13 protein-coding genes are annotated in these 13,348 nt (G+C 66.0%); 6 read left to right on the top strand and 7 right to left on the bottom strand.

Annotation, left to right across the window (positions count from 1 at the left end; translation table 11 throughout):
- Positions 1-115: 115 nt before the first annotated feature.
- The gene (locus AC0QC4_RS11960) at positions 116-247 is read left to right on the top strand and encodes a hypothetical protein (RefSeq protein WP_483660125.1); all 132 of its coding nucleotides are present in this window, start codon (positions 116-118) and stop codon (positions 245-247) included.
- The gene (gene msrA / locus AC0QC4_RS11955; protein ID WP_483660298.1) at positions 247-939 is read left to right on the top strand and encodes a peptide-methionine (S)-S-oxide reductase MsrA; all 693 of its coding nucleotides are present in this window, start codon (positions 247-249) and stop codon (positions 937-939) included. Before AC0QC4_RS11960 ends, msrA begins: the two co-directional genes overlap by 1 nt.
- A gap of 93 nt (positions 940-1,032) precedes the next feature.
- On the opposite strand, the gene infC is transcribed toward msrA, so the two are convergent.
- The 4 genes from infC to thrS form a co-directional block, all read right to left on the bottom strand.
- Positions 1,033-1,551, bottom strand: a complete 519-nt coding sequence (gene infC, locus AC0QC4_RS11950; protein WP_483660297.1) for a translation initiation factor IF-3 — start codon at positions 1,549-1,551, stop codon at positions 1,033-1,035.
- Positions 1,552-1,758: 207 nt separating this feature from the next.
- The gene (copM, locus tag AC0QC4_RS11945; RefSeq protein WP_483660124.1) at positions 1,759-2,205 is read right to left on the bottom strand and encodes a CopM family metallochaperone; all 447 of its coding nucleotides are present in this window, start codon (positions 2,203-2,205) and stop codon (positions 1,759-1,761) included.
- 193 nt (positions 2,206-2,398) lie between these two features.
- Entirely contained in the window at positions 2,399-3,061 is a 663-nt protein-coding gene (locus AC0QC4_RS11940) for a hypothetical protein (protein ID WP_483660123.1), read from the bottom strand.
- A gap of 57 nt (positions 3,062-3,118) precedes the next feature.
- The gene (gene thrS / locus AC0QC4_RS11935) at positions 3,119-5,122 is read right to left on the bottom strand and encodes a threonine--tRNA ligase (protein ID WP_483660122.1); all 2,004 of its coding nucleotides are present in this window, start codon (positions 5,120-5,122) and stop codon (positions 3,119-3,121) included.
- Positions 5,123-5,219: 97 nt separating this feature from the next.
- Between thrS and polA the strand changes: the two genes are divergently transcribed.
- From polA to AC0QC4_RS11920, 3 genes are read left to right on the top strand one after another with little or no spacing between them, the layout of a single operon-like run.
- A complete protein-coding gene (gene polA / locus AC0QC4_RS11930; RefSeq protein WP_483660121.1) occupies positions 5,220-8,045 on the top strand; it encodes a DNA polymerase I in 2,826 nt (941 codons plus the stop codon).
- A gap of 45 nt (positions 8,046-8,090) precedes the next feature.
- On the top strand, positions 8,091-9,425 hold the full coding sequence (locus tag AC0QC4_RS11925; protein WP_483660120.1) for a cation:proton antiporter: 1,335 nt from the start codon (positions 8,091-8,093) through the stop codon (positions 9,423-9,425).
- 58 nt (positions 9,426-9,483) lie between these two features.
- Positions 9,484-10,368 (top strand): peptidase associated/transthyretin-like domain-containing protein, encoded by an 885-nt coding sequence (locus tag AC0QC4_RS11920; RefSeq protein WP_483660119.1) that lies wholly within the window; start codon positions 9,484-9,486, stop codon positions 10,366-10,368.
- A gap of 36 nt (positions 10,369-10,404) precedes the next feature.
- On the opposite strand, the gene AC0QC4_RS11915 is transcribed toward AC0QC4_RS11920, so the two are convergent.
- A complete protein-coding gene (locus tag AC0QC4_RS11915; protein ID WP_483660118.1) occupies positions 10,405-11,292 on the bottom strand; it encodes a prephenate dehydratase in 888 nt (295 codons plus the stop codon).
- A 147-nt stretch (positions 11,293-11,439) separates the two neighbouring features.
- On the opposite strand from AC0QC4_RS11915, the gene AC0QC4_RS11910 reads away from it, so the two are divergent.
- Positions 11,440-12,093, top strand: coding sequence for a c-type cytochrome (locus AC0QC4_RS11910; protein ID WP_483660117.1), 654 nt, complete (start codon positions 11,440-11,442; stop codon positions 12,091-12,093).
- A gap of 20 nt (positions 12,094-12,113) precedes the next feature.
- Here AC0QC4_RS11910 and AC0QC4_RS11905 read toward each other — a convergent pair whose 3' ends face one another.
- Both AC0QC4_RS11905 and AC0QC4_RS11900 read right to left on the bottom strand, forming a co-directional pair.
- Positions 12,114-12,494 (bottom strand): VOC family protein, encoded by a 381-nt coding sequence (locus AC0QC4_RS11905; RefSeq protein ID WP_483660116.1) that lies wholly within the window; start codon positions 12,492-12,494, stop codon positions 12,114-12,116.
- Between the two features lie 48 nt (positions 12,495-12,542).
- Positions 12,543-13,226: a glutathione S-transferase family protein gene (locus AC0QC4_RS11900; protein WP_483660296.1), complete on the bottom strand. Its 684-nt coding sequence runs from the start codon at positions 13,224-13,226 to the stop codon at positions 12,543-12,545.
- Between the last annotated feature and the right edge of the window lie 122 nt (positions 13,227-13,348).

Raw genomic sequence — 13,348 nt, 5'->3', positions numbered from 1 at the left:
CAGCTTGAACGGTCGAAAAAAGAAAAATGCTCCTGCTGCTGTGCGACCTGTCACTGACAGGCGCGCGGCAGCGAATAGAGCGGCATGACCAAGCCAATCGATCAGGACACCCCCCATGTTCCGTCTCTTCCGTTCCGAACCGACGCTGCTGATTCTGGCCGGCTTCATGCTGGGCTCGGTGGCAATCGGCTTGACCAATATCGTTTCGCACGATGGCACGGCGCAGGCCGCCGAGGTGTCGCGATGATGCGGCGACTGCTGTCGGTGGTTGCTGCCGGCGGTCTCGCCACGGCGGTGATCGGGACGATGTTCACCGTCACACCGGTGATGGTTGCCGCCGAAGAGCCGGTCCGCCTGCCCGCGCCGACGCTCGATCCGGCCGATGGGCGCACCAGCGCCACGGCCATCTTTGCGGGCGGCTGTTTCTGGGGCATCGAAGGCGTGTTCAGCCGCGTCCGCGGCGTGACGCGGGTCGAATCCGGCTACCATGGCGGAACGGCGGCGACCGCCACTTACAGCCAGATCGGCACCGGTACCACCGGCCATGCCGAATCGGTGCGCGTCACCTACGATCCGCGCGTCGTCAGCTACGGCACCTTGCTGCGCGTCCTGTTCTCGGTCGGCATGGACCCGACCACGCTCAACTATCAGGGTCCCGATCATGGCACCCAGTATCGCAGCGCCATCGTGCCGGTGAACGCGAACCAGCGCCGGGTCGCCAGCGCCTACATCGCCCAACTGACACGCGGCCGCCATTTCGACGCGCCGATCGTCACCCGCATCGAAGAACCGCGCACCTTCTATCCGGCCGAGGCCTATCACCAGGATTTCATGCGGCTGAACCCCAACCATGGCTATATCCGCGCATGGGACGCGCCGAAGCTGGCGGCGCTGCAGCGCTTCTATCCGCAGCTGGTGAGCAACCGCTGGGCGCCATGAGCGCCGCGCACGCCCCGCCGCATTGTCGACGAACGAAAACACCCAGGGAGGAAGCCCCCCCTGGGTGTTTGTCTGTCCTTGCGATGACGACGCTTATTTGGGCGCGATGACCATCAGCATCTGACGGCCCTCGGTGCGCGGGTGCGCCTCGATCTTGGCGATGGTTTCGGTCTGCTCGGCGACGCGCTTGAGCACGGCAAGGCCGAGCTCCAAGTGGGACATCTCTCGCCCGCGGAAACGCATGGTCAGCTTGACCTTGTCGCCTTCCTCCAGAAAATCGATGACCTTCTTCATCTTGGTGTCGAAGTCGTGATCATCGATGTTGGGACGCATCTTGATCTCCTTGATCTCCTGCGTCTTCTGGGTCTTGCGGGCGATGTTCGCCTTTTTCTGGGCTTCGTACTTGTATTTGCCGATATCGAGGAATTTGCACACCGGCGGATCGGCGTTGGGAGACACTTCCACCAGATCCAGTCCGACGTCGGCAGCCGCCTCGATAGCTTCGGCGGTCAGCATCACGCCCAGATTCTCGCCTTCATCGTCGATGACGCGGACCTTGGGGACGGTGATGAAATGGTTGAAACGCGGGCCGCCACGGGGCGGGGCGGACATCATCGGACGGCGAACGGGTGGCGGTGGTATAGGAGTGACTCCTGCATGGTTGAACTCTGGGCGATCTCATCGCTTACATAATGCAATATGGGGAAAGGGCAAAGCTTGTGCGAGGGGGCCCGCCGCAAATCGCGCCGCCCCTGTTGCGCTGCCGCCACGCCTGTGGCCCTGCGCGTAGCTGGAACCGGTGCCGCAGTGGCCGCAGCCCTAATGGCCCATCGCCTTGTGATCGACCGCACCAGCATCGCTCGCAGGAGCAGGCGCCGCCTCGTCCTTGCGATCCAGCCAGGCCTCCATCTCGGCAATCTCGGCTTCCTGCGCCGCGATCACCCGCTCGGCCAGCGCCTTGGCTTCGGGATCGTCGCCATGCTCCAGCACCACCCGCGCCATATCGACCGCGCCCTGATGGTGCGGGATCATGCCGCGCATGAAGGCGACGTCGGGATCAACCGGAATGTCCGCGCCCATGCCGGCGTGCATCCGGTCATTGGCGGCAGCATAAGCGGCCTGCGCGGGCGTATAGGCCGCACGCTTGGCATCGGCCGCTGCCTGCGCCTCCATCTCCTCGCCCACCGCATTGAAGCTGTCTGCCGCCGCGCCGCAGGCGGTCAGCGCCAGAAGCATCGGCAATCCGGCAATGATGATGGTGCGCATCTTTCTCTCCGTCTACTGTCGGCGAGAGGGATTAGCGCCGACAGGCCCCAAAGTCACCAGCCACACATCGGGCGGCGCACAGAATTGCATGTTTGCGTCGAACCGGGTTCTTCCCCTCGCGGACCCAGAATGCCGGGCGACGGTGCGCAACATCGCGTGCACCTCTTCGCCCGATATGCCCTGTTCTCTGCCGCTAACGCACGACGTCTCTAATACTGCCGTCGGCGTGGCGCGCCTGGATCGTGCTCAGCGGCAGATCGATGGTGCCGTCATAATAGCTATCGGCTCGGGCATCGCCGTTTCGAATGTCTTCGCTCGTCCCGCGCATCCGGCTATATACCATGCGCGGCAGCGCCAATGTTACTGTCCCGCCGCTCACGCGTTCGACGCGTACAACGCCATAGTCCGATCCGACGCTCTGGCTTTCCGCACCCGGCAGGAAACGGTCGACCGCCACCTCGTAGAGATCGCCCCGTTGCGGGTTCGCAACCAACTCGGCCTCTTCCGCCTTGTCCTGATTGCTGGCGATGGCGCCCAGGCCGATGAGCAATGCCAGACCGCCCAGCGCGAATGCCCACCCCCAGCGGTCAAAGGCCGGGATAGGACTCTTGCGCTTGGCGGGTTCGCCGGACAGCAGATCGGTAGCCGTCGGCGGATCCATGTCGAACATATTGTGACAGGTACCGCACCGCCGATGCCAGCGCAGGCCGGTAGACCAGCGGATCAGATACCAGATATGCCGCACCGTATAGCTGACAAAATAGGTGAAGCTCCGCCGTTCCTTGCACAGGTCGCAATAGGCTGTTGCGCTCTCACCGGTGGCAACGATCTTGCCGCCCGAACCCCAGATCAACATGCCTCTTACCCCCCATTTTCGTTGTAATGACCTCGCTCCGTCACCAGAAAGCGATGCTCACCCCCGCAGATCCGGCGGCGTCGCCTCTGCGCGCAGCATCGCCAGCGCTTCGTCGACCGACATGATGCGTTGCCCCTCGCTGCCCAGCGTGCGGATGGCCACCTTGCCTTCCTCGGCCTCGCGCTTGCCCACCACCAGCAGGTGGGGGACCTTTTGCAGCGAATGTTCGCGCACCTTGTAGTTGATCTTCTCGTTCCTGAGATCGGCCTCGACGCGGATGCCGGCGGCTTCCAGCTTTGCAGCCACCTCGCGCGCATAATCGTCGGCGTCGGAGACGATGGTCGCCACCACCGCCTGCACGGGTGCGAGCCAGGTCGGGAAGCGACCGGCATATTCCTCGATCAGGATGCCGATGAAGCGTTCATAGGTGCCGAAGATCGCGCGATGTAGCATCACCGGGCGGTGGCGTGCGCCATCCTCTCCGACATAGCTGGCGTCGAGCCGTTCGGGCAGCACCCGGTCCGATTGCAGCGTGCCGACCTGCCAGGTGCGGCCGATCGCGTCGGTCAGATGCCATTCCAGCTTGGGCGCATAGAAAGCGCCTTCGCCGGGCAGTTCCTCCCAGCCGAATTCGGACGTGGCAAGCCCGGCGGCGGTCACCGCGTCGCGCAGCTCGCTCTCCGCCTTGTCCCAGTCGGCATCGCTGCCGAAACGCTTTTCGGGGCGCAGCGCCAGCTTGATCGCATAGGTAAAGCCGAAGTCCCTGTAGATGCGGTCGACCAGCGCGCAGAAGGCCCGCACCTCGTCGACGATCTGGTCTTCGCGGCAGAAGATGTGCGCATCATCCTGAGTAAACTGACGTACGCGCATGATGCCGTGCAGCGCGCCATGCGCCTCGTTGCGGTGGCAGCAGCCATTTTCGTAGAAACGCAGCGGCAGGTCGCGGTAGGATTTGATGCCCTGGCGGAACACCATGATGTGCGCCGGGCAGTTCATCGGCTTCATCGCCATCCAGTCGGCGTCGGCGGCGACTGAGGGCGCGCCCTCGCCATCGGGGACGATGTCGGGCACCGCAAACATATTCTCGGCATATTTGCCCCAGTGGCCCGATTGCTCCCACTGGCGCACGTCCATCAACTGCGGGGTCTTGATCTCGTCATAGCCCGCGGCCTTGATCGCCCGGCGCATATAGTCCTCGAGCGCGCGGTAGATGACATAGCCCTTGGGATGCCAGAACACCGAGCCTTGTGCTTCGGACTGGAGGTGGAACAGGTCCATCTCCTGCCCCAGCCGGCGATGGTCGCGCTTGGCCGCTTCCTCCAGCCGGGTAAGATGTGCGTCGAGCTGTTTCTTGTTGAGCCAGCCGGTGCCGTAGATGCGGGAAAGCTGCGCATTCTTCTGGTCGCCGCGCCAATAGGCGCCGGAGACGCGCATCAGCTTGAACGCCGCAGGATCGAGCTTGCCGGTCGAGGCGAGGTGCGGGCCGCGGCACATGTCCATCCACTGGTCACCGGACCAATAGACACTCAGCTCCTCGCCCTCGGGCAGTTCGGCGGCCCACTCCGCCTTGAACGATTCGCCCTGCGCCTGCCAGCGCGCGATCAGGTCGGCGCGGCTCCACACCTCGCGGCGCAGCGGCTGGTCTGCGGCGATGATGCGGCGCATTTCCGCCTCGATTGCGGGCAGATCCTCGTCGGTGAACGGGCCGCGATCGGGTGCCGGGGCGAAGTCATAGTAGAAACCGTCGTCGGTGGACGGACCGAAGGTGATCTGCGTGCCCGGATAGAGCGACTGCACCGCCTCGGCCATGATGTGCGCGAAATCGTGCCGCGCCAGATCCAGCGCATCCGCCTCGTCGCGCGCCGTTACCAGCGAGAGCGATGCATCGGCCTCCAACGGACGGAAGATATCGACCAGCTCGCCGTCCACCCGCGCCGCAATCGCCGCCTTGGCAAGGCCGGGCCCGATCGCCGCCGCAATATCCCCCGGGGTAGTCCCGCTTGGCACTTCGCGGACGGAACCATCGGGCAGGGTGATGCGAATATGTGCAGGTGCGTTCATGCGCGAGCGCATGGCGGGGGGAGGGGCGTTTAGTCAAGTCAGAGGGTCGAATATTGCCACCCTTCCCCGCCCCGTCACCCCCTGCTATCCCGCCCGCATGGCGCGCAACCACCTCTACCTCGTCGACGGCTCCAGCTATATCTTCCGGGCCTATCACCGCCTCCCGCCGCTCACCAACCCGCAGGGCACCCCGGTCGGGGCGGTCTATGGCTATACGGCGATGTTGTGGAAGCTGGCGGACGGGCTCGACAAGGCGGAGGGGCCGACGCATCTGGCGGTGATCCTCGATCATTCGTCGCAGTCGTTCCGCAACGCGTTGTACGACCAGTACAAGGCCAACCGGCCCGAGCCGCCGGAGGACCTGCGCCCGCAATTCCCGCTGATCCGGGATGCCACCCGCGCCTTCTCGCTGCCGTGCATCGAGATGGAAGGCTATGAGGCCGACGATCTGATCGCGAGCTACGCCGTCGCCGCGACCGCGCAGGGGTGGGATGTCACCATCGTCAGTTCCGACAAGGATCTGATGCAGCTCGTCACCCCCGACGGCGTCGCCCCCAAGGTCGACATGCTCGACACGATGAAGAATGTGCGGCTGGGGCCGGAGGCGGTGTTCGAGAAATTCGGGGTCGGGCCGGAACTGGTCGGTGACGTGCTGGCGCTGATGGGCGATGCGGTCGACAATGTCCCCGGCATCCGCGGCATCGGCCCCAAGACTGCGACCAAGCTGATCGTCGAGCATGGCAGCCTGGAAGGCGCGCTCGCCGCCGCGCCGGAGATGAAGGCCGGCAAGCTGCGCGACAGCCTGATCGAGCAGGCGGAAATGGCGCGCCTGTCGCGCCAGCTGGTCGAACTGTGCCGCGATTGCCCGCTGCCCGACACGCTGGATTCGCTCAAGCTCGATGGCATCCCGCCCGAGCCGCTGCACGCCTTCCTGATGGAGCATGGCTTCAAGAGCATGGCCGCGCGGGTCGGCGGTGGTAGCGCTGCGCCAGCCAATCGCTCCGCCGCACAGTCGGGCGGGGTGCTGGGCGAGGCATGGCAGCCCAAGGCAACGGCCATCGCTCCGGCTGCGCCGGCCCTGCCCAGCCACCCGCCGATCGACCGCAGCGTCTATGAGACGGTGACGACGATGGCCGCGCTCGAACGCTGGATCGCCGAGGCATACCGGGTCGGGGTCCTCGCGGTCGATACCGAGACCGATTGCCTCGATTGCATCACCGGCGCGCTGGTCGGCGTGTCGCTGTGCACTGCGCCGGGCAATGGCTGCTACATCCCGCTCGGCCATGGCGGACACGATTTGCTCTCCGAACGCCCGCAGCAGCTCGACATGACGCAGGCGCTCGACGCGCTGCGCCCGCTGCTCGCCGACGATGCGGTGCTCAAGATCGGCCACAATCTCAAATATGACATGGCGGTGCTGGCGCAGCATGGCGTCCACATCGCGCCGTTCGACGACACGCTGGTGATGAGCTTTGCGCTCGATGCCGGCGCACATGGCCATGGCATGGACGAACTCGCCAAGCTGCACCTCGACCATGACTGCATCGCGTTCAAGGACGTGTGCGGCACCGGCAGGGCGCAGATCAGCTTCGCCGAAGTGCCGCTCGATCTCGCCACCCACTATGCTGCCGAAGATGCCGAGGTGACGCTGCGCTTGTGGCAATTGCTCAAGCACCGGCTGTGGCAGGAGGGCGGCACGCGCGTCTACGAGATGGTCGACCGCCCGGTCGTCGCCGCGATCTGCCGCATGGAACGGTGCGGCATCATGGTCGACCGCGATGTTCTGTCGCGCCTGTCCGGCACGTTCGCGCAGGACATGGCGCGGCTGGAGGCGGAGATCCATGCCGAAGCGGGCGGGCCCTTCACCATCGGCAGCCCCAAGCAGCTCGGCGAGGTGCTGTTCGACAAGCTCGGCCTGAAGGGCGGGCGCAAGGGCAAGTCGGGCGACTGGTCGACCGACCAGAGCGAGCTCGAACGGCTCGAGCGCGATGGCGTCCCGATCGCACGGATGATCGTCGAGTGGCGACAGGTGGCCAAGCTGAAGTCCACCTATACCGATGCGCTGCAGCAGCAGATCAACAAGGTGACCGGGCGGGTGCACACCAGCTACAGTCTGGTCGGCGCGCAGACCGGGCGCCTGTCCTCGACCGATCCCAATCTGCAGAACATCCCGATCCGCACCGAAACCGGCCGACAGATCCGCGAGGCGTTCGTTGCCGCGCCGGGCAATGTGCTGATCGCTGCCGACTACAGCCAGATCGAGCTGCGCCTGGCGGCACACATGGCCGATGTGCCGCAGCTCAAGGACGCCTTTGCCGAAGGCGCGGACATCCACAGCCGCACCGCGATCGAACTGTTCGGAGAGGTCAATCGTGACACGCGCGGCAAGGCCAAGACCGTCAATTTCGCAATTCTCTACGGCATCTCGCGCTACGGCCTAGCCAGCCGGCTCGAAATCCCCTCGGACGAGGCGCAGGCGATCATCAGCCGCTATTTCGAACGCTTCCCCGGTATCAGCGACTATATGCAGCGCACGCTCGAGGATGCGCGCAGCAAGGGCTATACCGAGACCCTGTTCGGCCGGAAGACCTGGTTCCCGCGTATCAATTCCAAGAACCAGAACGAACGTGCCGGTTCCGAGCGCGCCGCGATCAACGCCCCGATCCAGGGGACCAGCGCCGACATCATCAAGCGGGCCATGGCGCGGATGGACGCGGCGCTGGCCGACGCCGGGCTGGAACAGGTGCGCATGCTGCTGCAGGTGCATGACGAGCTGGTCTTCGAAGCGCCCGAAGGCCTGGCCGAGGCGGCGATGCCGGTGATCCGGTCGGTCATGATGTCGGCCGCCACGCCTGCGGTGCAACTGTCCGTGCCGCTCGACGTTGAGATCGGCATGGGCGCAAGCTGGGGCAGCGCCCACTGACCGTGCGCCGCCCCTTCGGCTGTGCCGAAGCGACAAGGGGCGACAATGCAGGCGAGACGCGACGCCGAACCGGTCGGCGGTATTGCCGACACGCTGGTGACGTCCGAGGGCGGCCGCTTCCTCGAGACCCATTATGTCGAGGCGCTGGGCCTGATCGGCCTGCTGATCCTGCTGATCGCATGGCTGCCGCTGATCCTCAAACGCCTGCCCTTGTCGGTGCCGATCGTCTGCGTCGGGCTGGGCTGGGCGCTGTTCGAATGGACGGCGCTGTCGCGGTTTTCGCTGCACCCGCTGCGCTCGCCGGTGATGATCGAGCGCGCCGCCGAACTGATCGTCATCGTCTCGCTGTTCGGCGCTGGCCTGAAGATCGATCGCGCCTTTACCTGGGCCAATTGGGGCATAGCGGTGCGGCTGCTGGCCATTGCCATGCCGCTGACGATCCTCGCCGCGATGGCGCTGGGCGTCGGCCTGCTCGCTCTGTCGCTACCCGCAGCGCTGCTGCTGGCTGCGGCACTGGCGCCGACCGACCCGGTGCTGGCCTCCGACATCCAGGTCGAGCGACCCGACAGCGAATATGACGACGAGGCACGCTTTGCCTTGACCAAGGAGGCAGGCCTCAACGATGCACTCGCCTTTCCCTTCGTCCACCTCGCCATCGCCGCCAGTCTTTCGGGATGGAGCGTGGCGATGTGGAGCGAATGGGCGCTCGATGCGGTGCTGCTACGCCTGACGGTCGGCAGCCTGGTCGGGATCGCCGCCGGCAAGCTGCTCGGCACCGTCATTTACCGCCTGCCCTCGCACAGCCGGCTTGCCAGGTCCGGCGCCGGCTTCGTCGCGGTGGGTGCAACCCTCGCGGTCTATGCCGGCACGGAGCTGCTGCACGGCTATGGCTTCCTCGCCGTATTCGTGGCCGGCCTGATGCTGCGCCGCGCGGCGCCCGACGATGGCTACAACCATCGCATGCATGACTTTGCCGACGAATCCGAGCGACTGCTGATGCTGCTTTTGCTCATCCTGTTCGGTGGCATGCTGGCATCCGACGATATCTTCGCAGGGCTGGGGCCCGGCCATGTCGCCTTTGCCATTGCCTTGTTGCTGGTCGTGCGTCCGTTCGCCGCGCTGATCGGCATGGCCGGGGTGGACCGTCCCCGGCTCGAAAAGGGCATCATCGCCTTCTTCGGCATTCGCGGGCTGGGATCGGTCTATTACCTCGCCTACGGGCTCAACCACGCCGATTTTGCCGGCGCTGAGAGCATGTGGGCGACACTGGCGCTGGTGATCCTCGCCTCGATCCTGCTGCACGGCATCCTCGTCACCCCGGCGATGCGGCGGCTGGACCGGATGCATGGCGCTGCGACGAACCGCTCCCCGCCGGATTGAACCTTGCGGCCCGAGCGGCTAACGGCTGGCAGGACAGGGAATTTGAAAAGGACGCACGGTGAGCAACGACAATCATGGCCAGGGCAAGGCTGCAACCCCGCTGGCCATGGGCAGCGTCATCGGTCGCCGTCAGGCGCTGACCTTTCTGACCGCCGCCAGCACCGCGGCGCTGCTGTCTGCCTGCGGCGGCAATGGCGGCGGCACCCCGACACCGACACCGACGCCAACCCCTACCCCGACGCCGACTCCCACGCCGACCCCGACGCCGACGCCGACTTGCGTCACCACGCCGGGTGAGGCCGCCGGTCCCTTCCCGGCCAATGGCACCAACACCGCGCCGGGCGCCACATCCAACGTTTTGACCCAGACCGGCGTGACCCGCACCGACGTCCGCGCGAGCTTCATCGGATCGACCACGGCGACGCCGGGCATCCCGGTCGCGCTGACGCTGGCGCTGCAGAACAACAACGCCAACTGCGCGGCGCTGGTGGGCTATGCGGTCTATATCTGGTCGGCAAACGCGCAAGGCCAGTATTCGCTGTACGACGTGCCGGCCGAAAGCTGGCTGCGCGGGGTGCAGGTGACCAACAGCAGCGGGCAGGTGACCTTCACCACCATCATCCCCGGAGTCGAAACCAACCGTTTCCCGCATTTCCACATCCAGGTCTTCCGGACCGCAGCCGAAGCAACGTCGGGTGCGCAGGCCATCCTCACCACCCAGCTGATCGTGCCGCTGAGCGTCGCGCAGGCTTCCTACACCGATCCGACCAACTATGGCGGTCAGGCGACGCGCCTGGCGGCTGTGTCGCTGGCGGCGGATCCGGTATTCGGAGACAATAGCAGCGCGCAGAACGCATTGCTGACGCCGAGCTTCAACGGTGGGACCGGCAGCGGCTTTACCGCAAGCCTGGTCATCGGCATTCCCGGCCCCGCTGCTACCTGAGCGGCGGCGAGGGGCGCCCTCGACCGGACAGGCGCCTCAGCCGCGCTTGCGGGCCTGCGGATAGCTGCCCAGCAGGCGTACGCTGTTGCAGTGGAAGCGCAATTCCTCGAGCGCGCGGTCGACACCGAGATCGCCGGGCGCGCCTTCGATGTCGGCGTAGAATTCGGTCGCGGCAAAGCTGCCGCCGGTCTGGTAGCTTTCGAGCTTGGTCATGTTGACGCCGTTGGTGGCAAAGCCGCCCATCGCCTTGTAGAGCGCAGCGGGCACATTCTTCACCTGGAACACCAATGTGGTCATCACCGGGGCCGGTGGTACGGGCTGCAGTGGCTCGCGCGCCAGCACCACGAAGCGGGTCATGTTGTGATCGGCATCCTCGATGCCGTCGGCATGGACGGTCAGGCCATAGATGTCGGCGGCGAGCGGCGGGGCGATGGCGGCCAGCCCGGGCTCGTCCGAGTCAGCCACCAGCGCCGCGGCCCCGGCGGTGTCGGCATAGGCGAGCGGCGCGATATTCTGCGCCCTGAGCCAGCGCCGGCACTGGCCGAGCGCCTGCGCGTGGCTCATGGCCCGGGTCGGCGCGGCCAGATTGCGGCTCATCAGCGCAAAACGGATGCGCAGGAAATGCTCGCCGACGATCGACAGGCCCGATTCGGGCAGCAGGAAATGGATATCCGCCACCCGGCCATGCAGGCTGTTTTCGATGGGGATCATCGCCCGCGCCGCAGCACCGCCACGCACCGCATCGATCGCATCTTCGAAGCTGTAGCAGGGCAGCGGCAGCGCATCGGCATCATATTGCCGCACGGCGATGTCGCTGTTGGCCCCCGGCGCGCCCTGGAACGCCATGGCCCGGGCCGGCGCCGCCTGGGCCGCAGCGACCATGGTGTCGACCAGTTTCTGCGCGGAAGGGGAATAGCTGCCCATGGGCTGGCGCGCTTACGCGTCACGGCGCGGGCAGGCAAGGCTTGATGCTTGCACCCATGCGGTGGTGCCATTAAGGGAGCCGCAGATTCCACCGGGCGCAGCGGTCCAGACCCTGCGCCTTCTTATCGCAAAGAGATGGCAACGGGCATGGACGACCGGAACAACACGATCATGGGATGGGTACTGGGTGCGGGCATCGTCGCCCTGGGTCTCGGCAGCCTGACCGGTCATCTGTGGAAAGCCCATGAACCGGAAACACCGGGCTATGCCGTCGCCGGTGAAGCCGAAGGCGGCAGCGCCGCTGCTGCGGTCGATCCGATTGCGGTGCGCATGCAGTCTGCGGCCGTCGCCGCTGGCGAGCAGGTGTTCAAGAAGTGCGCCGCCTGCCACACCATCAACCAGGGTGGCGCCAACGGCATCGGCCCCAACCTCTATGCCGTCATGGGTGAATCGATCGCCACCGGCCGCGGCGGCTACGCCTTCTCCGACGCACTCAAGGCGGTCGGCGGCACCTGGACCTTCGAACAGATGGATGCCTGGCTCGCCAGCCCGCGCCGCTTTGCCGACGGCACAAAAATGTCGTTCGCCGGCCTTTCCGATCCGATGGATCGCGCCAACCTGATCGCCTATCTGAACGCGCAGGGGTCCAACCTGCCGCTGCCGGCCGCGCCCGCCGCTGCCGCTCCGGCCGAAGGTGCCCCAGCTGCCGAAGGCGCCGCGCCGCCGGCTGACGCCGCTGCGGCCGCCGACGCGACCAGCGGTGCCGCCACGCAGACCAACCAGCCCGCCACCACCAACTGAACGGTCCGGACTCCCCGGGCCTAGCCGGGGAATTGCGTCAGGCTGAGGTTGTTGCCCTCGGGATCGTGAAACCAGGCGATGCGGGTGCCGCTCCCCGGATCGGTCCAGATGCCGCGCGCATCCTGCCCGAAGCCTTCGTAGATGGCGCAGCTGACCCCCTTGGTCGCCAGCGCATCGATCGCCGCCGCGATATCGGGAACGGCCCAGCCGAGCACGGTGTGCGGCCCCGGCTGATGCCCGTCGACCTGCGTCAGCCGCAGCCGCGTGCCGGCAAGATCGTAGCTGATCGCAAACGGATCCTCACCGGTTTCGGTCAGGCCCAGGATATCGGAATAGAAATGCCGCGCCTTGGCCATGTCGGCTGACAGGACAAAGCATATCGGAGCTGCAGTGCCGAGCATGACCGGCCCTCCCTGCGCGTTTCGCGGATGCGAGTCGCGGGACGCAGGCTACACGCTGCGGTAATCCGCGACCAGTCGCCCGGCAGCGAGCAGTTCTGCCTCGTGGCTCTCCTCCCGCCAGCTTTCGGCGAGGGCCTGCTGTTCCCAGTCGCGCATCGCCGGGTGAGCCAGTATCTGCTCGACCCACGCCTGCCCCGCACCGACGTCCAGACCATAGGTGCGGATGCGGAAGGCGACCGGCGCATAGAAGGCATCGACCGCGCTGAATGCCGTCCCCGCCAGCCACGGCCCGCCGAACCGTGCCAGTCCCTGTTCGAAAATCTCGCGGATGCGCGTCACATCGGCCTCGAGCGCGGCCGTCATCGGCTTGGGCGCGACGCGCACCCCGACATTCATCGTGCACTGGTTGCGCAGGGCGGAAAAGCCGCTGTGCATTTCGGCGGTAACGCATTGCGCCCAGGCGCGGGCATCGCCGTCCTGCGGCCAGACCGCGGGGTAGCGGTCCGCCAGATACAGCACGATCCCCAGCGAATCATGGATGGTGCGGCCATCGTGCAGCAGCACCGGCACCTGCCCGGTGGGAGAAAAAGCCCGGAACTCGGCATAGTTGCTCGGCTTGGTGAAGGGCTCGATGCGGTCCTCGAACGCTATGCCGAGCGCGCGCATCAGCAGCCAGGGCCGCAGCGACCAGCTCGAATAATTGCGATTGGCGGTGATCAATATGGTCTGCATGCGCGCGGCATAGCGTGAGCCGATCATGGATTGCAAAGCTGCAAACATTGCCGTATATTCTGTCATGACAGAAATGACGGAATGATTGAAATCAGACCCGCCTAGCCGACGCAGTCTGCGTT

It is taken from the genome of Sphingomonas sp. jy18 (genome assembly GCF_056931895.1).
The sequence above is the reverse complement of the archived record's forward strand: the minus strand, read 5'-3'. Positions and strand labels throughout refer to the sequence as shown.